Source organism: Klebsiella sp. 141153 (genome assembly GCF_032601995.1).
Classification (GTDB): domain Bacteria; phylum Pseudomonadota; class Gammaproteobacteria; order Enterobacterales; family Enterobacteriaceae; genus Klebsiella; species Klebsiella aerogenes.
The window spans coordinates 391555-412825 of record NZ_JAQIRJ010000005.1 but is presented as its reverse complement, the minus strand read 5'-3'; the positions used below and the strand labels follow the sequence as shown (position 1 = coordinate 412825).

Genomic DNA, 21271 nt, shown 5'->3' with positions numbered 1-21271 from the left:
GACGATGACGTTGATAGGTCGGGTGTGTAAGCGTAGCGATACGTTGAGCTAACCGATACTAATGAACCGTGAGGCTTAACCTTACAACGCCGAAGCTGTTTTGGCGGATTTGAGATGATTTTCAGCTCTGATTCAGAGTCCGAAGGATTTTACGCTGAGACAAGGCGGCAAGCGAAGCGATGGAAGGAGCATACTAAAGTATGTGACTGACATTCGCGAGAGCAGCCAACGCAGTATGAGCGTAAAAGACACAGGACGAGCACAAAGAATTTGCCTGGCGGCGACAGCGCGGTGGTCCCACCTGACCCCATGCCGAACTCAGAAGTGAAACGCCGTAGCGCCGATGGTAGTGTGGGGTCTCCCCATGTGAGAGTAGGGAACTGCCAGGCATCAAATTTGCAGTAAAACCGGGGCATTAAACCGGTAGATGTAGAAAAAATTCGGTGGAGCGGTAGTTCAGTCGGTTAGAATACCTGCCTGTCACGCAGGGGGTCGCGGGTTCGAGTCCCGTCCGTTCCGCCACTTATTAAAAGCCCTGAGCATTTGCTCAGGGCTTTTTTGTTTCTTCATCTCCAATTATTGCTAAATCAGCAAAAATCCTCTGCATTTATCGATCTTTTTCCCAACCCAACCTTCAACCATAATGGCCTCAGTTAAGCGAAACGAATAATTAACGAGGAACATCTATCATGGCAATCCCTGCATTTGGTCTTGGCACTTTCCGTCTGCAAGACGACGTAGTCATCAACTCTGTAAAAATGGCGCTGGAGCTGGGCTATCGTGCTATCGATACCGCACAGATCTATGAAAACGAAGCCGCTGTTGGTCAGGCTATCGCGGAAAGCGGCGTGCCGCGTGATGAACTGTTCATCACCACCAAAATCTGGATCGAAAACCTGAGCAAAGACAAGCTTATCGCCAGCCTTAAAGAAAGTCTGCAGAAGCTGCGCACCGATTATGTTGATCTGACGCTGATTCACTGGCCGTCGCCGAACGATGCGGTTGCTGTTGAAGAGTTTATGGCTGCGCTGATGGAAGCGAAGAAACTGGGTCTGACCCGTCAGATCGGTATCTCTAACTTCACCATTCCGCTGATGGAGCGTGCGATCGCCGCCGTTGGCGCTGAAAATATCGCGACTAATCAGGTTGAACTGTCTCCGTACCTGCAGAACCGTAAAGTGGTGGATTGGGCGCGTGAACACGGTATCCACATCACCTCTTATATGACGCTGGCCTACGGTAAGGCGCTGAAAGATGAAGTGATTGCCCGTATCGCGGCGAAACATAATGCGACCCCGGCACAGGTTATCCTGGCGTGGGCGATGGGCGAAGGTTATGCGGTTATTCCATCTTCCACCAAGCGTGAAAATCTGGCGAGCAACCTGAAAGCGCTGGATCTGAAGCTGGATGATGAAGATCGTAAAGCGATTGCCGCACTGGATTGCAATGACCGTCTGGTAAGTCCGGAAGGTCTGGCGCCGAAGTGGGATTAATCCACCGATTCCGGCAGGCGGTTGATGCCGCTGCCGGACGATAGTTATTTTACAGCTCCTTCGGGAGCTGTTTGACGTGCTCACTAAGAAAGTCAATAAATGCCCTGATGCGCGTGCTGACGGCTCTGTCGCTGTAATACACCGCACTGAAAGGCATCTCCACCGGCAAGCGCTTGTCGGCAAGTAGCTCCACAAACTCCCCGCTGGCAATCTCTTTATCCACCATATAATCCGATAGGCAGGCAATACCATTGCCGCTAAGACAGAGTTGTTTTAGCGTTTCACCACTGTTAGAGGTAAGTTCACAACCGACTTCCAGTAATTGGCCATCGCTGGCGGCGATAGGCCAGGTATTTAACGAGACGGGTTCGGTGAACCCCAGACAGAGGTGATCCGCAAGATCTTCCACATTCACCGGCGTGCCGTAGCGGGCGATATAATCAGGTGAGGCGATGATCTTGCGATAACTATTGAATAGCGGGCGGGCGCGCAGGCTGGAATCGGTTAGGGTACCTGCGCGGATCGCGACGTCGACTTTACGCTCTATAAGATTAATGAAGGTTTCCGAGGAAACCAGCGAGAGCGTCATTTCCGGATAACGTTCACGAAACGGTTTTACCAGCGGCATTAAAAAATGCAGCATCACCGGCGTAGCGGCATCCACGCGGAGCAAGCCGCGAGGGGTGGTACGGGTCTCTAAAAGCTCATTTTCAGCAGCCGCCATCTCCTGCAACACCACCTGCATGCGGCGGAAATAACGCTCGCCTTCTTCTGTCAGGCTCAGCTGGCGCGTGGTCCGGTTTAATAAACTAACGCCTAGCTTTGATTCTAGTTTTTTGACTGCCCGGCTGACGGCAGAGTTTGCCTGCCCGAGCTGCTCGGCCGCCCGGCTAAAACTGCCGCTTTCCACTACGGCGACGAAGATAGCGATCTCTTCTGACGTGGCTCTCATTGTTGCACCTATAGCAAAATTCTATTGAGATTTTGATGGTTTTTGTTATTTAAACATCCCTTCATACTACGTGTCATCTTAATCCTGATGCTACGGAGTAAATTATGCCACTGGCGCTACTTGCATTAACCATCGGTGCCTTTGCTATTGGCACTACCGAATTTGTGATCGTCGGTCTGGTACCGACCATTGCCGAACAACTGGCTATCTCGCTGCCGTCTGCGGGCCTGCTGGTTTCCATCTATGCACTGGGTGTGGCCGTTGGCGCGCCGGTACTGACTGCCCTGACCGGCCGTATGCCGCGTAAGCAACTCCTGCTGGCGCTAATGGTGTTGTTTACCGCCGGCAACCTGTTGGCGTGGCAGGCACCGGGTTATGGCACTTTAATTGTGGCCCGCCTGCTGACCGGCCTGGCGCACGGCGTGTTTTTCTCAATCGGCTCGACAATCGCCACTAGCCTGGTGCCAAAAGAGAAAGCCGCCTCGGCCATTGCTATCATGTTCGGCGGCCTGACGGTCGCGCTGGTAACCGGGGTGCCTTTCGGGACTTTCATCGGTCAGCATTTTGGCTGGCGGGAAACGTTCCTCGCGGTATCGATTCTTGGCGTCATTGCGCTTATCAGCAGCTTGATTCTGGTGCCAAATAATATTCCGGGCCGCGCCGGCGCCAGCCTGCGCGATCAGCTGAAAGTCTTGACCCATCCGCGCCTGTTGATGATCTACGCGATTACCGCGCTGGGCTATGGCGGCGTGTTTACCGCATTTACTTTCCTTGCGCCAATGATGCAGGAGTTGGCTGGTTTTAGCCCGTCGGCGGTCAGTTGGATCCTGCTGGGTTACGGTATCTCCGTCGCTATCGGTAACGTATGGGGCGGTAAACTGGCTGATAAACATGGCGCTGTCGCCGCGTTGAAATTTATCTTCGCTGCGTTGGTCGTGCTGCTGCTGGTCTTCCAGCTCACCGCCAGCCTGCACTACGCTGCTTTGGCAACGGTGCTGGTGATGGGGATTTTCGCCTTCGGCAACGTTCCGGGTCTGCAGGTCTATGTGGTGCAAAAGGCAGAACAGTACACGCCGGGCGCCGTTGATGTCGCCTCTGGGTTGAATATCGCCGCCTTCAATATCGGTATTGCCCTTGGGTCGGTCATTGGTGGACAGGCGGTTGAATGGTATGGTCTGGCCCAGACGCCGTGGATCGGCGCGCTGATTGTGCTGGTTGCTTTGCTGCTGGTCGTACTGAGCGGTCGTTTAGATAAATCTCCACGCCGTTCGGCAGCCGTTTCTGTCGAAGGATAAGGCTTTCTCGCAAATTGCATTGAAAGTGTATGGGAAAATCCCTATAACAGAAGAACCAGCCGCAGTCGGGCTGGTTTCCTGTTATCGAGGTTCAATGCCCAAATTGCGAAAGAATACCTATGCCATGCGCTATGTCGCCGGACAACCCGCGGAGAGAATCTTGCCTCCGGGGGCGTTTGCGGGCGTCAGTCCGGTTTATCCCGCCGGCGCGCCGTTAAGCAGCGATGAGAAAATTCGCGTGCTGGTGTGGAATATTTTTAAGCAGCAGCGTGCTGAATGGCAGTCGGTACTCAAAAATTTCGGCAAAGACGCGCATCTGGTCCTGTTGCAAGAGGCGCAAACTACCCCGGAACTGGTCAGGTTCGCGACTTCAAACTATCTGGCCGCCGATCAGGTGCCGGCCCTGGTATTGCCGCAGCATCCTTCCGGCGTGATGACGCTGGCCTCCGCTCACCCCATCTATTGCTGTCCGTTGCGCGAGCGCGAACCTATTTTACGTTTGCCTAAATCGGCGTTAGTGACCGTTTATCCGCTGCCCGATGCGCGGCTGTTGATGGTGGTGAATATTCACGCGGTTAATTTTAGTCTCGGCGTCGATGTTTATAGTAAACAGCTGCTGCCAATTGGCGATCAGATTGCCCATCACAGCGGGCCGGTAATCATGGCTGGTGATTTCAACGCCTGGAGCCGCCCGCGGATGAACGCGTTGTATCGCTTTGCGCGTGAGATGTCGTTACGCGAAGTTCGTTTCTCTGACGATCAGCGCCGCCGCGCGTTTGGTCGCCCGCTCGATTTTGTGTTCTACCGTGGATTAAGCGTGCACGATGCTTCCGTGCTGGTGACCCGCGCCTCCGATCACAACCCGCTACTAGTCGAATTCAGTCCCGGCAAGCCTGATTAATTAAGGTATGTCAGGCCTGCCATCGGGCAGGTCTGCGTTCAGCACGATGCTGCCCTTTATTACTCAAACCACCGAAGGACAACACAATGACAACACGCTCTCATCATGACAACGTCGAAAAGCAGTTTGGCTCACAGGCAAGCGCCTATCTGACCAGCGCCGTGCACGCCTCCGGGCGCGATCTGCAGCGTCTGGCGGAACGGCTGGCGGATTTCCCGCGGGCAACGTTGCTGGATATGGGATGCGGGGCAGGGCACGCCAGCTTTACCGCTGCCGGCCAGGTAGCGCAGGTTACCGCGTATGATTTATCGAGCCAGATGCTGGAGGTTGTCGCTCAGGCGGCAAAAGACAAAGGCTTTACCAACATTGTGACTCAGCAGGGGTATGCTGAAAAGCTGCCGTTTGCCGACGACAGTTTTGATGTGGTGATTAGCCGCTACTCCGCTCACCATTGGCATGATGTCGGCCAGGCGCTGCGCGAGGTGAAACGCGTGCTGAAGCCGGGCGGGGTGATGATCATCATGGACGTGATGTCTCCGGGGCATCCGGTACGTGATGTCTGGCTGCAGACCGTAGAAGCCCTGCGCGACACTTCGCACGTGCGTAATTACTCCAGCGGCGAGTGGCTGGCGCTGGCCAACGACGCAGGTCTGGCGATTAATCATTTATTGACCGACCGTCTGCCGCTGGAGTTTAGCTCCTGGGTCGCGCGGATGCGCACGCCCGAGGCGCTGGCGGAGGCGATTCGCTTATATCAGCAGAGCGCATCGGCGGAGGTTAAAGCCTACTTCGAATTACAGCAGGACGGATCGTTTACCAGCGATACCATCATGTTTGAAGCGCATAAAGCAGTGTAACGCTGGCAATAAAAAAGGCACCGGGGAATCGGTGCCTTTCTCATTATCCTGAAATCAGGATTCAGGTCTGTCGTTGTTCTTCACAAACAACGTCAGCTGATCCCCTGGCTTCAGGTTATCTGTATCGCTGTTCCAGCGCATAACGTCGCGGATATTGACGCCGTGGCGTTTTGCGATGCTCGACAGCGAGTCGCCCTTACGAACACGATAGGTGATGCTATCGCTGTTGTTCGCCAGACGTTGCGCGCTGCTGCCTGCGCCGACAACCAGATTTTGCCCGACTTTAAGCCCAGAACCGCGCAGGTTGTTCCACTGCTGTAGATCCCTGGTGGTGACGCCGAGACGCGAAGCAATCCCGGAAATCGTATCGCCAGAACGTACCTTATAACTACGGCTGGTCAGCGGCGTATTGTCAGCAAGCAGCGTCGGCTGTACGGCGGCAATGTCGCCAGAGGCCAGAGATTCACGCAGTTGAGCTGCGTGCTTCTGAGGCACCATGACGTACTTTGGCCCGCTAGCGCCAAGCGTTGACCCCTTTACCCCAGCGTTGAAGGTTTTCAGCTTGCTAACCGGCATTCCTGCCATGTCCGCGAGTTGAGAAATATCAACCGGACTATCGAGGCGAACGCGCGCCAGCGCCCGGCTTTCATCAGCCGTTGGCAGCTTCACGCCGTAACGCTTGCTGTTTTTGAGAATATCGCTCAAAGCCAGCATTTTTGGTACGTAGACCTTGGTTTCATGCGGCAGCGAGAGCGACCAGAAATCGGTGGGTTTACCACGCGAACGGTTCGCCTTCACGGCCTTCATCACCCGGCCTTCGCCGCTGTTATAGGCTGCGACGGTCAGTAACCAGTCGCCGTCGAACATTTTGTTCAGACGTTGCATCATGTCCAGCGCCGCGGTAGTAGACGCGACGACATCACGACGCGCATCGTAACTGCGGGTCTGTTTTAAACCATAATTGCGCCCTGTGCTCGGAATGATCTGCCAAATGCCTGCGGCATTGGCGCCAGACGTCGCGTGTGGGTCAAAAGCGCTCTCCACTATGGGTAGTAATACCAGTTCCATTGGCATGTTACGTTTCTTAACTTGCCCGGCTATCCAGTACATATACGGTTCAGCCCGTAAAGTTACATCGTGGAGATAGCTCTTATTACGTAAGTACTTCTGTTTCTGTTCGCGAATCCGGGGGTTTTCCGGAATTCCCATCTTTAGCTCGTCGCTTATGGAAGTCCACAGATCCTGGTCTTGCGCGTAGAGGGTTCCATCATCTAACCATCGCGCCTGACTTGTGAACTTGCCTGCTTCCCCTTGACCAGCTGCAGAAAGGCTCTGTGCTCGCTGTTCTACGGTGCCGTCGTGCTTCGACGCCTGGCACCCTACCAGCAGGACAGAGGCGAGTAATATCGCTCGTGCCTTCATGTGTGTGTCAATAGTTGCTTAAAAGACGAGCAAGGATAACGGTGAAGGCCGAGGATGACAAGCGTTAAATCTCAGAAGTCATCTTTCTTTGACCTTAACCATGCAAATCTCTGCGCAGAGTGTTGCAAATTTGTTTCTTTGGCTATTTCTTTAATTAAATCATTGTCATCCGTACGTAAAAATAAATTTATACGGCGTTCATTTTTCAGAGTAACGGGTAGTGTCTTTTGGTTTTTTGCGCGTAACTCATTAACTTTATGGTAGTAATCCTTTATATCCATATCATCTGGCAGGATACTCAATGCAAACTTCATGTTTGCTAAAGTGTACTCATGTGCGCAACAAATTAGTGTGTCAGCGGGAAGGGCGTTTATTTTCATAAATGATTGATACATTTGGTCTGCTGTACCTTCGAACAGTCTGCCACAGCCTCCGGAAAACATTGTATCGCCACAAAATAGATAAGGTTCGCTGTAGAAACAGATATGTCCTAATGTGTGACCGGGAGTGGAGAAAATAGAAAATTCGCGGCCCAAAACAGTAATGCTATCGCCATCAGATACAATATCCGTGCTTCCCTTATCCTGGGTTTCTGCCGGCCCGTAAACCACAAGTTGCGGGAACTTTTGCCGCAGTTCTTTCACGCCGCCAACATGATCGTGGTGGTGGTGGGTTAACAAAATCGCTTCTGGCTGCCAGTTGTTTTCTTCAATGGCCGCGAGTACCGGCGCGGCTTCGCCCGGGTCGACTATCACACAACGATGGCTATCGTCGCTAAGAACCCAGATGTAGTTGTCCTGAAATGCAGGAATACTGATAAGATTCATAAATTACCTCTCAAAGCGTTGCGGAAGGTTGCGATGAAGCCGGCAAGGATACCTCATACAATTACAGCTCCAGAGCATTGGTCCAGTATGCCGTGGGGTGAATACTATCGCGAGTCGCTGGAACGGCATATGAAACCGTGGCTGGCTAAATTATATGGCTTTCATCTACTTAAGATTGGCAATCTGAGCGCGGAAATCAATACCGAAGCCTGCGCGATCTCCCATCAGGTGAACGTTTCGCTGGGGGGAAGTCCTATCCAGGTCAAAGCCGACCCGCTGTATCTTCCTTTCGCCGCCAAATCTGTGGATGCCTGTTTACTGGCGCATACTTTGCCATGGTGCAGCGATCCGCACCGGCTGTTGCGGGAAGCTGACCGCGTGCTGATTGACGATGGCTGGATGATTTTGACCGCCTTTAATCCGATGAGCCTCGTCGGATTGCGCAAGGTGACGCCGATTCTGCGAAAAACTATCCCCTATAACAGCCGCATGTTTACCATGACGCGACAGCTTGACTGGCTGGCGCTGCTCAATTTTGAAGTGCTGCACTACGGTCGCTATCAGGTGCTGCCCTGGTCGAAGCAGGGGGGAAAAATGTTAAGTACACATCTGCCGGCTTTGGGGTGTTTGCAGATGATCGTCGCGCGGAAAAGAACCATTCCGCTGACGCTAAATCCGATGAAGTCCGGGAAGGCGAAGACGCAGCTGCGTCCGGCCGTTGGCGCCACCAGGCAGTGGCGCGACGGGGGAAATTAGCTTTCCGGCTGGTAGCCGACGTCGTCCAGCGTGGGGTTAGACGCCGCAGCGCGCGCGAGTTCGTCACAGCGTTCGTTTTCTGGGTGCCCGGCATGGCCTTTGACCCATTCCCACTTAATTTGATGCTGGCCGAGAGCGGCATCAAGACGTTTCCACAGATCGACATTTTTAACCGGCTTTTTGTCCGCGGTTTTCCAGCCGCGTTTTTTCCAGTTATGGATCCACTGGGTTATCCCCTGGCGGACGTACTGGCTATCGGTGCTTAGCACCACTTCGCAATGCTCTTTAAGCGCTTCGAGAGCGACGATGGCAGCCATCAGTTCCATGCGGTTGTTAGTCGTCAGGCGGTAGCCCGCGCTGTAGGTTTTTTCATGCTGGCGATAGCGCATAATAGCGCCGTAGCCGCCAGGCCCTGGATTCCCCAGGCAAGAACCATCGGTGAAAATTTCTACCTGTTTGAGCATCTCTGGTAGACTTCCTGTAATTGAAATCGATATGTAAACGACAAGTCTGACATAAATGACCGCTATGAGCACTGCAATTACACGACAGATTGTTCTCGATACCGAAACCACCGGTATGAACCAGATCGGCGCCCATTATGAAGGGCATAAGATCATCGAGATCGGCGCCGTAGAGGTGATCAACCGTCGCCTCACCGGTAATAACTTCCATGTTTATCTGAAGCCCGATCGGCTGGTGGACCCGGAGGCCTTCGGCGTTCACGGTATTGCCGATGAGTTCCTCATGGATAAGCCGACATTTGCCGACGTTGCCGATGAGTTCATGGAGTATATCCGCGGCGCGGAGCTGGTCATCCATAACGCATCGTTCGATATCGGCTTTATGGATTATGAATTCAAAAAGCTGAACCGCGGCATTGAGAAAACGGAAACCTTTTGTAAGGTCACCGATAGCCTGGCGCTGGCGCGCAAGATGTTCCCCGGCAAGCGTAACAGCCTCGATGCGCTCTGTTCACGTTATGAAATAGACAACAGCAAGCGTACGCTGCACGGGGCGTTGCTCGATGCCCAGATTCTGGCTGACGTCTATCTGATGATGACCGGCGGGCAGACCAGCATGGCGTTTTCGATGGAAGGGGAAGGCCAACAGCAGGCCGGCGATATTGGAATACAGCGCGTTGTCCGCGCCGCCAGTAAATTACGCGTGGTTTATGCTTCTGACAGCGAGCTGGCGGACCATGAATCGCGTCTCGATCTGGTGCAGAAGAAGGGCGGAAGCTGCCTGTGGCGCGCCTGATTGCCGACAATATGCGCTAAAAATAGGCGGGTGGGCTAATTTTGCAGCAAACGATTCAAAAGTGAAGAAAAAGCGTTGACGACGATGTAGGGAAACCGTAATATTCGCCTCGTTCCCAACGGAACAACAACGCGGAGCGGTAGTTCAGTCGGTTAGAATACCTGCCTGTCACGCAGGGGGTCGCGGGTTCGAGTCCCGTCCGTTCCGCCACTATTCGAGGCCATGCTATTCATTAGCATGGCCTTTTTGCTTTCTAACGCTTTCTAATATGGCCTCCAGCAGAGCATTCAGTGTATCGACCCGCTTTGGCTGTTTAAGATAGGCCGCCTCATCTGAAAGCCGTTAATCACAACGTTCCCATTTTCATAGCACTTGCTTTACCTGATTTATGGAAGTGACCAGGTTGATATTTGCCGGTCGCTTCAGAAGTGACGACCTGTCGATATATTCATTCTGTTCATGCCCCTTCATTTCGGCTCTGTCCCGAATATATTCCGTTTTCAATAACCCGTTTTTATTTTTATTAAGAATAGTTCTGAGAAAAGACTGCAATATTCTGAAAATAGTACAAGTTTGCGCTCTTGCTGTTTTATTCATCCGCCATTGGGTGTAATGTGACCAGAAATGTAAGTTAATGTCACAAAATACAATCATAACGTAAATAACAAAGGCATACAGGAACAGGGATGAAGGTTTTATATCTGGCAGGGATATTGCTGGTTCTGAGTCAGCCAGTTTTCGCAGCCCCGTTATCGCCAGCAGACCGCAACAGCATCGAACAGCAGCAGCAGCAATTGCTTCTTCAGAACCAACAGCAGCGTGAATCGCTGGAGCGCACAGCGCCGCTGGCTCGCCCCTCTCCGGCTGAACCGCCTGTGCCAGCATCCGGGCCATGTTTCACCATCAATCGCATTGTGTTGGAAGGGACCACCCTTATTGATGATCGCAGGCAGCGAAAACTCCTTGCGCCCTGGGTGAACCAATGCCTGAATATGGCCCGTATTAATCAGCTTACTAATACAGTTTCGGACTGGTATATCAGCCGCGGATATATAACCAGCCGTGCTTTTCTGACGGAACAGAATTTACGTTCTGGTGAGCTGCATCTGGCTATTCTGGAAGGTCGGCTGGAGAAAATACACATGGATGGCGCGCCCGAGCGTGAGCTGAAAATGACCTTTCCAGGGCTGGAAGGGCGTATTCTAAATCTGCGTGATATTGAACAGGGTATGGAGCAAATTAACCGCACCCGTACCACGCCGGTGCAGATTGAAATATTACCGGGCGATAAGCAGGGATGGTCGATTGTTCATTTGACCGCCACGCCAGAATTTCCTCTTTCCGGCTCAGTCAGTTTTGATAATAGCGGCCAGAAGAATACGGGCGTCGGGCAAATTAACGCAGGGCTGAGCGGTAACAACCTGTTAGGTCTGGCCGATAACTGGTTTGTTTACGGTGGACGCAGCAGCGCGTTTTCGAATACAAAAGATGCACAAAATTTTGCTGCGGGCGTCAGCGTGCCCTACGGCTACAGCCTGCTGGACTATAGCTACAGCTGGAACAACTATCTCAGCACCATCGATAACAACGGCTACCGCTGGCGTTCGACCGGCGATACCGAAACACACCGGGTGAATCTGTCACACGTGCTGTTCCGCAACGGTAATATCAAGACGGGTATCTCCCTGGGCCTGAGCCATCGCATCAATCATAATTATCTGGACGATGTCCTGTTGCAAAGCAGCAGTCGCAAACTGACCAGCCTGCTGTTTGGCCTGAACCATACTCAGAAAATATTTGGTGGCATAGCCACGTTTAACCCTACCTTCAGCCGCGGTATGCCATGGCTGGATGCCGACAGCGACGGCAGTAAAAATGGTGATTTACCGAAAGCGCAGTTCCGTAAATGGAGCCTGAACGCCAGCTTCCAGCGCCCGGTAGCTGAAAACTTGTGGTGGCTGGCGAGCGCCTACGGGCAGTGGTCACCGGACCGCCTCTACGGTAGCGAACGCATGACCATCGGCGGCGAAAGCTCGGTGCGCGGGTTTAAAGAACAAAGTATCTCCGGCGATAACGGCGCGTACTGGCGAAATGAGCTCAACTACACCCTGTTCATACTGCCGGTGATAGGCCAGGTCAGCGCGCTGGCTGCTGTTGATGGCGGCTGGCTGCATTCCGACAAGCTGGATCGCTATTCAGCTGGCACTCTGTGGGGCACGGCTGTTGGGCTCAATACCGCCAATGGCCACGTTTCCACCGCGTTTACCGTCGGACTGCCCCTTGTTTACCCGGACTGGCTTGGCCCGGATCACGTCAATATTTACTATCGCGTTGCCGTCGCGTTTTAAGGGATTATCGCCATGAAACAGCCTCCCGTCCGCTTTGCCTACCGCGTGCTCAGCTATGTATTAAGCGTCCTGCTCGCCGGACAACCTTTGCTACCTGCGATTTCCGCCACGCTGACGCCAACGGGCAATACCTCCACGGATAAAGCGGCGAATGGCGTGCCGGTCGTGAATATTGCCACACCGAACGGGGCCGGAATTTCGCACAACCGGTTTAAGGATTACAACGTCGGCAAAGAGGGACTGATCCTCAATAACGCCACGGGTAAGCTCAATCAGACGCAGCTTGGCGGGTTGATTAACGGTAACGCCAACCTGAAAGCGGGCAAAGAAGCAAAGGGCATCATCAACGAAGTGACCGGCGGCAACCGCTCACATCTGCAGGGGTATACGGAAGTTGCGGGCAAAGCGGCGAATGTCATGGTCGCTAACCCGTATGGCATCACCTGTAATGGCTGCGGGTTTATCAATACCCCCCAGGCAACGCTGACCACGGGAAAACCTGTTTTTGACGCCAGCGGCAATTTACAGGCGCTGGACGTGAAAAAAGGCAGCATCACCATTGAGGGGCAGGGGCTTGATGCCAGCGGCAGCGATGCGTTGTCGATCATTTCACGCGCAACCGAAGTGAATGCCGCCATTCATGCTAAGGATTTAAACGTGGTGGCCGGGGCCAACCGCGTTGGTACAGACGGCAGCGTACAGGCGCAGCTGGGAGAAGGTAAAGCGCCATCGGTGGCGGTCGATACCGGCGCACTTGGCGGTATGTACGCCAATCGGATCCGGATGGTGTCGAGTGAGAAAGGTGTCGGGGTTAACCTCGGCAATCTTAACGCGCGCCAGGGCGATATCACCCTGGATGCCAGCGGCAGTCTCAGCGTACACCAAAGCCTCGCCGGCGGTGCGCTGTCCGCTAAAGGTGAAAACCTGACCCTGACGGGCGATCACAAAGCCAGCGGCAATATGTCGCTGAGCAGCCAGGGCGACATTGCCCTGAGCAACGGTTCACTCAATAGCGACGGCGACCTGGTACTGACTGCCAATGGCGCGATTTCAAACGCTAATGAAAAGCTGACTGCCGGACGCGATACGACGCTTACCGCGAAAAATATTAGCCAGGATACCTCCAGCCAGATTAACGCCGCCCGCCATATCGAGGCTAAAGCCAGCGATACGCTGAAAACGCAAGGGCAGATGATAGCCGGGCAAAACCTGACGGTAAGCAGCAACACCCTGACGGTAGGGGGCAAGCTGCTGGCGCGTAACAGCGCTCAGCTGAATGCCAGCGCGCTGAATAATAGCGGTTCCGTTCAGGGCGCTTCCCTGAACGTGGGCAGCTCTACGCTCAGCAATGCCGGTTCGCTGCTGAGCGGTAGCGACCTGACCGTCAATACTCACGATTTTACCCAAAGCGGCAGTATCGGCGCGAAGGGAAAAGCGGACATCACCGCCAGCGGGAAGCTTATCAACACGGGCTCGCTGGTGAGCGATGCGGTGCTGGCATTGAAGGCGCAGGATGTGACGCAGAACGGCGTGCTGTCCGGTGCCCAGGGGCTGACGATCGCTACGCAGAATCTGACCTCCGGCAAAAATTCGCTGATCCACAGCGATGCCGCCATGACGCTGAATACCGCCACGGCGACGTTGGACGGTGAAACCAGCGCCGGAAGCGATCTTCTGCTGCAGGGCGACAGGCTTGCTACCGCGGCGGGCGGGCAACTTCAAAGCGGTAATAATCTCAGCCTCAGCGCGCGGGAAATGGTGCTTTCGGGCACGCAGGCGGCACAAAAAACCATGACGGTGAATGCCCGCGAAAAGCTCAACCACAGCGGCAAAAGCAGCGCGGCCGAAATCAACCTGAATGCGCCTGCGCTGACCAATAGCGGCGTACTCGTTGCTTCCAGCATGAACACGCAGTCGCAAACCCTGACCAACAGCGGGCTGATCCAGGGCGCCAGCGCACTGCTGATTAACACGCAAGCGCTGGACAACCAGCTGAACGGCACGCTGTACAGCGCGGCAAACCTGGCGCTGTCTGTGCCGGATATTCGCAACAGCGGACTTATTAGCAGTGACAGCGGTCTGATAATGACGGCGGACGTGCTAAGTCATTCAGGCAAAATCATCGCTGACACGCTGGATATTCAGGCGACCACGCTGAGCAGTGACGGCCTGCTTCAGGGCCGTCACGCACTGACCCTTTCCGGCGACAGCCTTTCGCAGGGGGCAAACGGACGCTGGCTGACGGCGGGTCATTTATCCCTTGATGGCAACACGCTGGTCACCGGCGGGATAACCCAGGGCAGGGATGTCTCGGTTGATGCAGACCGCTGGATCCACAGCGGATCGGCGTTGGCAACGGGCGAACTTGAAGGCACGCTCACCGCTTCCTTGAACAATAACGGCGACCTGATGAGTCAGGGGCGTTTCGCCCTGGCTGCGCCGGCGCTGACGAACCATGGTCGCCTGCTTGCATCCGGCGACATGGCGCTTAGCGGTAACCAGATCAGCAGCAATGGTACGCTTCAGGGGAAAACCCTGAGCCTGACCCAGGACGATATCAGTAACCAGGGGACCATTATCGGGCTGAACGCGCTGACGCTGAACAGCGCTGGCGCATTCGCTAATACTGGCGATTTACTGAGTCAAGGTGAGCTGACTCTCTCCGCCGGCGATATCACCAACGGCGGACGAATACAGGGGCAGAACATCATTCTTGATGGCGCCCGGCTGACTAACCACGGGGCCATCCAGAGCGCGATCGATTTAGCGCTGACCCTGAGCGATGACATCACTGCCGTTACCGGCAGTAAAATCACCGCCCTGGGCGATGCTCGCCTGACCGGTAAGGCGTTGAGCAACCAAGGGCTTATCAGTGCGAAAACGCTGGAGGTGGAAGGGAATTCGCTCAGCAACGACGGTGAAATCAGCGGTGTTAACGGCCTGAGCGTCACGCTGCATGGCGGCCTGCAGCAGCAGGGCAAACTGCTGACTGGCGGTAAGCTGGCGCTGAAAGCCGGTAACATCAGCAACAGCGGGCAGCTTCAGGGGGCTGATACCCAACTCAGCGCCAGTACACTGATCAACAGCGGTCGCATTCAGGGCGATAGCGCTCTGACGCTCACTCTGCTGAACGCACTCACCAACCAGACGAACGGCGTTATCCTCAGCCAGGACGCGCTCAGCATCACTGCGCCATCGCTCATGAATGACGGCACGATTCAGGGCAACGGTAAAACCACGCTCAGCGCGGCAACGCAGGCCCGCAACGACGGCAAAATTCTCTCCGGCGGTGGCCTGGTATTCACCACGCCGGACTACAGCGGCAGCGGCTGGCTACAGGCCACGAACCTGGTGCTGAACGTGGCGAAGTTTGCCAGCAGCGGTACCGTGCTGGCGGCGAACCAGGCGACGCTCACAGGTGACAGTTTGACCAACAGCGGTACCTTCCAGGCCGCACAGCTGAACGTAAACGCGCAATTCGTCAACAACGGCGGCACGCTGCTGGGTAATCAGGGGCTGAGCATCAACGCCAGCACCATCAATAATGAGAATGGCAAATTGTTCAGCGGCGGTGACCTGCTGGCCGAAACGGTCTCCCTCAGCGGCGCGGGCCAGATTGTGGCGCTCGGTAACCTGACGCTGAAGCTGGTCAACAGCTGGACGTCACAGGGGGTGGTGGCCTCGAACAAACAGCTTTCTGTCAGTACCCGGGGGGATATCACCAACAATGCCACCCTGCAGGGTGACGGCATTACCCTGGACGCGGCGGGTAAGCTGACGAATAACGGCCAGCTTACGGCAGGCGGTGGTACCGCTTCGCTTTCCGGCAGCCAGATTGCCATGAACGCCAGCGGCACTCTGCAGGCGGGCGGGGACGTCAGCCTGGCCAGCCGGGGCAGTATCATCCTCGACGGTTTTACCGGCACGGCGGGCAATCTGCTCCTGAACGCGACAGGTGCGATCGTCAACACCGCCCTGCTGTATGCGGGTAATAATCTCGCCCTTTACGCCAACAGCATCCAGAACCTGCATGGCGATATGCTGGCAGGCAATAACCTGGTGATGCAGAAAGACGCCAGCGGCGCGGCGAATGCCGAAGTGATTAATAGCTCCGGTAATATTGAGACTATTAACGGTGATATCACCATCAAGACCGGGCATTTGCTGAATACGCGGGATGGGCTAACGACAAAAACAACGCATATCGATGGTGGACAGAGTATTCCGGGGATGGGGAATTCGATGATTAACGTCGATATCAGCCAGCTTGCCGACGGTACTTATGGAATGACCAGCCGGGTGGCAGAAAGACAGGTGGGGCCATGTAACGGCCATGGAGCCTGTAACTATGTCCACTGGAATCAGTTTTACTATGCAATGTATGCCGGTTCGGCAGAGCAAAAGTTCATCAGTAGTCAGACGCGAACTGACGTTACCAGCAACGGCGGAGCATCCAGAATTGGCTCCGGCAAAAATCTCACGATCGATGCAGGCTCACTGGAGAATTTTGCCAGTAATATTTTGGCGAATGGTAATGTCAGTCTGACCGGGGGCACCCTTAATAACCAGAGTTGGCAGTCAGGTACAGTTACTGACTGGTTCGTCTATCAGTACGATTCACGCGGATATGGATACGCAGTCGAGCCGGGGGGGCGTTATCCGACGGACGGAAATAAGTATCATGATGTTATGCCTGAAAGCACGTCCATTGCGTTTACGCTTAAAGGACATGATTCAAGTACAGAGCTCGGCGAAATTTACCGCGCGGTTATTCAGGCGGGCGGCAACGTCTCAGCCAACTTCAACAGTGACATCAGCAATACCAATACGATGTCTAATGCCGACAAGATCAGCAACACCATCGTTGCCCCAAACCTGAATACGCCTTCAGCGCAAAGCATCGGTAGCGACGCGAGCCAGCAGGCGCTTATGGAGGCTGCAACCCCGGCTATCACCGCTCCAGACTGGAAAGACAGTACCGCCAGCCAAACTATCGGCGAAGGTACCGTACTCGCCCCCGGCGGCATGGATAGCAACTACCCACTGCCTTCCGGTAATAATGGCTACTTTGTGCCGTCGACCGATCCGGACAGCCCGTATCTCATCACCGTTAACCCAAAACTCGACGGTCTGGGTCAGCTCGATCCGTCGTTGTTTGGCGACCTGTACAACCTGCTCGGCATGAACCCGGGCACGGCCCCACGTGAGACGGGTAGCCAGTATACCGATGTCAGTCAGTTCCTCGGTTCTTCGTACATGCTTGGCCGCCTCAACCTGAATCCGGACAAGGACTACCGCTTCCTTGGCGACGCGGCGTTTGATACCCGCTATGCGTCAAACTATGTACTGAACCAGACCGGGCAGCGCTACATCAATGGGCTGGGGTCAGACCTCGACCAGATGCGTTACCTGATGGACAACGCCGCCAGCGCGCAACGCTCGCTCGGTCTGACGTTTGGCGTGGCGTTGACCGCCGACCAGGTGGCGGCGCTCGACCACAGTATTCTCTGGTATGAAACCGCCACGATTAACGGACAGACGGTGATGGTGCCAAAAGTCTATCTGTCGCCAAAAGATGTGACGGTGCAGAGCGGTAGCGTGATTAGCGGCAATAACGTGCAGTTAGCGGGCGATAACGTTACCAACAGCGGCAGTGCTCTGCTGGCGCAGAATGGCCTTACCATCGACAGCAGCAACAGCATTAACAACCTCAACGCGGGTCTCATCCGGGCTGGCGGCGGGCTGGACCTGAGCGCGCTGGCCGATATTAATAATATCGGCTCCGTCATCAGCGGTAAGACGGTACAACTGGAAAGCACCGATGGCAGCATCAACAACATCACCCGTACGCAGCAGTGGAGCGTGGGCGGTGACAGCCGTCGCGAAAGTGTCCACATAAGTGGCACCGATGTCGGACAAACCGCCTCCATCAGCGCCAGCGATGGTCTTTATATGGCAGCGGCGAACGACATCAATATCACCGGCGCGAAAGTAAACGCGGGCGGTGACCTCGCCATGGATGCCGGCAATAGCATCAATATCGCCGCTAACCAGATAACCGACAGCAGCAGCCGATCAGGTGTTTGGGGCCAGAAAAACACCAGTACATCCTCCACCTCAAATCAGGGTAGCAGCATTACGGCGGGCGGTAACGCGGTAATGCAGGCGGGCAACGATCTGAACGTGACGGCGAGCGCTATCAATGCGGGTAAAACCGCGCAGCTGGTGGCGGAAAATGATCTGAACCTGAACGCGGCGGACAGCGGGCAGACCAGCCGCACGGGCGGCAGTGAAAGTCATCAGAGCAGCGCCGACAGAACAACGATCTCAGCGGGCGACAACGTAACGCTGGTTGCCGGACGGGACGTGACCAGCCAGGCGGCAGGCATCGCGGCGGAAGGGAATGTCGGGATCCAGGCCGGGCGCGACGTTAATCTGCTGGCGGAAGAGTCTGTGACCGGCAGCAGCTCACACTCGAAAAAGAAAACCGTTATCGATGAATCCGTGCGCCAGCAGGGGACCGAAATCGCCAGCTCCGGCAACACCACCATCGTCGCCGGACGCGACGTCAACGCCGAAGCGGCGCAGGTGACCGCCAGCGGGGATATCGGCGTGGCGGCAGGCCGCGATGTGAACCTGACCACGGCGACGGAAAGTGATTACCACTACAGGGAAGAGACAAAGACCAAAAAAGGGTTTCTTAGCAAGAAAACGACTCACACCATCGAGGAAGACAGTGCGACCCGTGAAGCAGGTACCTTGCTTTCCGGCGACAGCGTCACCGTGCAGGCGGGCAACAACCTGCTGGTGAAAGGCTCCTCCGTAGTGGGCGATAACAGCGTGGCGCTCGACGCAGGTAATAACGTCGATATCGTGGCCGCGACCAACACGGATACCTCCTGGCGCTTTAAGGAAGAGAAAAAATCCGGCCTGATGGGCACCGGGGGGATCGGGATCAGTATCGGCAGTAGCAAGACTACCCACGATTTACGCGAGGCGGGCACCACGCAAAGCCAGAGCTTCAGCACCGTCGGATCTACGGGCGGTAACGTGGTTATCGCTGCCGGAAACCAGGCGCACATCGGCGGCGCAGACCTGATTGCCGGTAAGGACATGAGTCTCAGCGGCAGTAGCGTCATCATCGACCCGGGCCACGACAAACGTACCCGCGATGAAACTTTCGAGCAGAAGAAAAGTGGGCTGACGCTGGCGCTTTCGGGCACTGTCGGCAGCGCGATTAATAATGCGGTTACGGCGGCACAGGATACCAAAGAGGAAAGTGACGGACGGCTCAAAGCGCTTCAGGCCACTAAAACTGTGCTCTCCGGTGTGCAGGCCGGACAGGCGGCTGAGGCGGCTGACCTGACGGCCGACCCGAACGCGATGGGCGTCAGCCTCTCGCTGACCACGCAGAAATCCAAATCGCAGCAGCACGCTGAGAGCGATACGATAACGGGCAGCACGCTGAATGCAGGCAACAATCTCTCCATTACCGCGAATGGAAAAGGTAAGGGCCCGAACAGCGGCGATATCGTTATTGCCGGAAGCCAGGTGAAAGCGGGCGGCGACACGCTGCTGGACGCCAGGCATGACGTCATTCTCAGTGGGGCTGCTAACACTCAACAGTCCAGCGGCAAGAACAGCAGCAGCGGAGGCGGTGTCGGCGTAAGTATTGGTGCAGGTAAAGGCGCCGGTATCAGCGTGTTTGCCAATGTCAACGCAGCCAATGGCAAAGATAAAGGCAACGGTACCGACTGGACTGAAACCACCATCGACAGCGGCAAGACCGTCACCATTAAGAGCGGGAATGACACCGTGCTCAATGGGGCACAGGTTAGCGGCAATAAAATTGTCGCCAATGTGGGGCACGACCTGCTGTTGAGCAGCCAGCAGGACAGCAACAAATACGACAGCAAGCAGAGCAGCGTGGCGGCGGGCGGCAGCTTCACCTTCGGCAGCATGACGGGCTCCGGCTATATCTCTGCCTCCCAGGACAAGATGAAGAGCCGCTTTGACTCTGTTGCCGAACAAACCGGGATGTTCGCCGGTGATGGCGGCTTTGATATCACCGCGGGCAACCATACCCAACTGGATGGCGCAGTGATTGCCTCCACGGCCACGGCGGACAAAAACAGCCTCGATACCGGCACGCTGGGCTTCAGCGACCTGCACAACGAAGCGGACTTCAAAACCCAGCACTCAGGCATCAGTATCAGCGGCGCGGGCAGCTTCGGCGACCAGTTCAAGGGCAATATGCCGGGCGGGATAATTGCGGCGGCGGGCAACAGTGGGCATGCCGAAGGCACGACTCAGGCCGCTGTGGCTGACGGCACCATCACCATTCGCGACAAGGATAATCAGAAGCAGGATGTGGCGAACCTGAGCCGCGACACCGAACATGCCAACGACAGCATCAGCCCGATCTTCGACAAGGAGAAGGAGCAGAACCGTCTGAAGGAAATCGGGATGATCAGCGATATCGGCGGTCAGGTGGCGGATATCGCGCGGACGCAGGGGGAATTGAATGCGCTGAAGGCTGCGCAGGATAAATACGGGCCTGTTCCTGCGGATGCGACGGAAGAACAGCGGCAGGCATATCTGGCAAAACTGCGTGATACGCCGGAATACAAAAAGGAACAGGAAAAGTATGGCACCGGCAGCGACATTCAGCGCGGCATCCAGGCAGCAACTGCAGCGCTTCAGGGGCTCGCGGGCGGTAATTTAGCGGGTGCACTGGCGGGGGCTTCAGCACCGGAGCTGGCGCATCTGCTGAAATCGACAGAAGATAACCCTGCTGTCAATGCCATAGCACACGCGATCCTTGGAGGTGCGGTTGCTGCGCTTCAGGGAAATAGCGCGGCAGCGGGCGCGATTGGTGCAGGGGGCGGAGAGCTGGCGGCACGTGCTATCGCCAATATGCTCTACCCTAATGTAGATAAACTTTCTGAAGAACAGAAGCAGACAGTCAGTGCGCTGGCGAGCATATCTGCGGGTATGGCTGGAGGGATCGCTACAGGGAATACAGTTGGGGCCGCGACGGGTGCCGGTGCCGGTAAGAATGCGGTGGAGAATAACTTTTTGGGTGATAAGGACATCACGACCTTCACCGAAAAGTACGCAAATGCGAAGACGGAGGCCGAGAGAGAACAGCTACTGTCTG

General features: G+C 55.3%; 11 protein-coding genes, 2 tRNA genes, 2 rRNA genes and 2 pseudogenes. 13 read left to right on the top strand and 4 right to left on the bottom strand.

What is annotated here, in order from left to right; all coding sequences use genetic code 11:
* The 4 genes from PGS10_RS13175 to dkgB form a co-directional block, all read left to right on the top strand.
* A 23S ribosomal RNA gene (locus PGS10_RS13175) occupies window positions 1-83 on the top strand; the annotation flags it as partial.
* A gap of 190 nt (window positions 84-273) precedes the next feature.
* A 5S ribosomal RNA gene (gene rrf / locus PGS10_RS13170) occupies window positions 274-389 on the top strand.
* Window positions 390-445: 56 nt separating this feature from the next.
* Window positions 446-522, top strand: a tRNA-Asp gene (locus PGS10_RS13165).
* Between the two features lie 167 nt (window positions 523-689).
* Window positions 690-1493: a 2,5-didehydrogluconate reductase DkgB gene (dkgB, locus tag PGS10_RS13160; protein ID WP_047047176.1), complete on the top strand. Its 804-nt coding sequence runs from the start codon at window positions 690-692 to the stop codon at window positions 1491-1493.
* A gap of 49 nt (window positions 1494-1542) precedes the next feature.
* Here dkgB and yafC read toward each other — a convergent pair whose 3' ends face one another.
* Window positions 1543-2445 (bottom strand): DNA-binding transcriptional regulator YafC, encoded by a 903-nt coding sequence (gene yafC / locus PGS10_RS13155; RefSeq protein WP_047047173.1) that lies wholly within the window; start codon window positions 2443-2445, stop codon window positions 1543-1545.
* Between the two features lie 104 nt (window positions 2446-2549).
* Here yafC and PGS10_RS13150 point away from each other — a divergent pair, with 104 nt between their 5' ends.
* The 3 genes from PGS10_RS13150 (at window position 2550) to PGS10_RS13140 (ending at window position 5498) form a co-directional block, all read left to right on the top strand.
* Entirely contained in the window at window positions 2550-3740 is a 1191-nt protein-coding gene (locus PGS10_RS13150) for an MFS transporter (protein ID WP_047047170.1), read from the top strand.
* A 103-nt stretch (window positions 3741-3843) separates the two neighbouring features.
* Window positions 3844-4641 (top strand): endonuclease/exonuclease/phosphatase family protein, encoded by a 798-nt coding sequence (locus PGS10_RS13145; protein WP_015704463.1) that lies wholly within the window; start codon window positions 3844-3846, stop codon window positions 4639-4641.
* 86 nt (window positions 4642-4727) lie between these two features.
* On the top strand, window positions 4728-5498 hold the full coding sequence (locus PGS10_RS13140; protein WP_047047167.1) for a class I SAM-dependent methyltransferase: 771 nt from the start codon (window positions 4728-4730) through the stop codon (window positions 5496-5498).
* Window positions 5499-5552: 54 nt separating this feature from the next.
* Here PGS10_RS13140 and mltD read toward each other — a convergent pair whose 3' ends face one another.
* Together mltD and gloB are read right to left on the bottom strand one after the other, a co-directional pair.
* On the bottom strand, window positions 5553-6920 hold the full coding sequence (gene mltD, locus PGS10_RS13135) for a murein transglycosylase D (protein WP_045397918.1): 1368 nt from the start codon (window positions 6918-6920) through the stop codon (window positions 5553-5555).
* A gap of 71 nt (window positions 6921-6991) precedes the next feature.
* On the bottom strand, window positions 6992-7747 hold the full coding sequence (gene gloB / locus PGS10_RS13130) for a hydroxyacylglutathione hydrolase (protein ID WP_045397916.1): 756 nt from the start codon (window positions 7745-7747) through the stop codon (window positions 6992-6994).
* Window positions 7748-7780: 33 nt separating this feature from the next.
* On the opposite strand from gloB, the gene PGS10_RS13125 reads away from it, so the two are divergent.
* Entirely contained in the window at window positions 7781-8503 is a 723-nt protein-coding gene (locus PGS10_RS13125) for a class I SAM-dependent methyltransferase (RefSeq protein ID WP_047047163.1), read from the top strand.
* Here the strand turns inward: PGS10_RS13125 and rnhA are convergent.
* Window positions 8500-8967 (bottom strand): ribonuclease HI, encoded by a 468-nt coding sequence (rnhA, locus tag PGS10_RS13120; protein ID WP_015368126.1) that lies wholly within the window; start codon window positions 8965-8967, stop codon window positions 8500-8502. The genes PGS10_RS13125 and rnhA overlap by 4 nt on opposite strands.
* Before the next feature lie 64 nt (window positions 8968-9031).
* Between rnhA and dnaQ the strand changes: the two genes are divergently transcribed.
* The 5 genes and pseudogenes from dnaQ to PGS10_RS25085 form a co-directional block, all read left to right on the top strand.
* Window positions 9032-9763 carry a DNA polymerase III subunit epsilon gene (gene dnaQ, locus PGS10_RS13115; RefSeq protein ID WP_015368125.1) on the top strand — a complete coding sequence of 244 codons (732 nt, stop codon included), beginning with the start codon at window positions 9032-9034 and terminating at the stop codon, window positions 9761-9763.
* A gap of 133 nt (window positions 9764-9896) precedes the next feature.
* Window positions 9897-9973, top strand: a tRNA-Asp gene (locus PGS10_RS13110).
* A gap of 476 nt (window positions 9974-10449) precedes the next feature.
* Window positions 10450-12111, top strand: coding sequence for a ShlB/FhaC/HecB family hemolysin secretion/activation protein (locus tag PGS10_RS13105; RefSeq protein ID WP_047047158.1), 1662 nt, complete (start codon window positions 10450-10452; stop codon window positions 12109-12111).
* A 12-nt stretch (window positions 12112-12123) separates the two neighbouring features.
* Window positions 12124-17226, top strand: a pseudogene (locus PGS10_RS25090) (filamentous hemagglutinin N-terminal domain-containing protein); the annotation flags it as partial.
* A gap of 762 nt (window positions 17227-17988) precedes the next feature.
* Window positions 17989-21261, top strand: a pseudogene (locus PGS10_RS25085) (hemagglutinin repeat-containing protein); the annotation flags it as partial.
* Window positions 21262-21271: the final 10 nt, after the last annotated feature.

Coding starts and splice junctions, on each gene's coding strand:
- gloB (WP_045397916.1), bottom strand. CDS start 7,747: ATGAATCTTATCAGTATTCCTGCATTTCAGGACAACTACATCTGGGTT.
- dnaQ (WP_015368125.1), top strand. CDS start 9,032: ATGAGCACTGCAATTACACGACAGATTGTTCTCGATACCGAAACCACC.
- mltD (WP_045397918.1), bottom strand. CDS start 6,920: ATGAAGGCACGAGCGATATTACTCGCCTCTGTCCTGCTGGTAGGGTGC.
- rnhA (WP_015368126.1), bottom strand. CDS start 8,967: ATGCTCAAACAGGTAGAAATTTTCACCGATGGTTCTTGCCTGGGGAAT.
- dkgB (WP_047047176.1), top strand. CDS start 690: ATGGCAATCCCTGCATTTGGTCTTGGCACTTTCCGTCTGCAAGACGAC.
- PGS10_RS13150 (WP_047047170.1), top strand. CDS start 2,550: ATGCCACTGGCGCTACTTGCATTAACCATCGGTGCCTTTGCTATTGGC.
- PGS10_RS13125 (WP_047047163.1), top strand. CDS start 7,781: ATGAAGCCGGCAAGGATACCTCATACAATTACAGCTCCAGAGCATTGG.
- PGS10_RS13105 (WP_047047158.1), top strand. CDS start 10,450: ATGAAGGTTTTATATCTGGCAGGGATATTGCTGGTTCTGAGTCAGCCA.
- yafC (WP_047047173.1), bottom strand. CDS start 2,445: ATGAGAGCCACGTCAGAAGAGATCGCTATCTTCGTCGCCGTAGTGGAA.
- PGS10_RS13140 (WP_047047167.1), top strand. CDS start 4,728: ATGACAACACGCTCTCATCATGACAACGTCGAAAAGCAGTTTGGCTCA.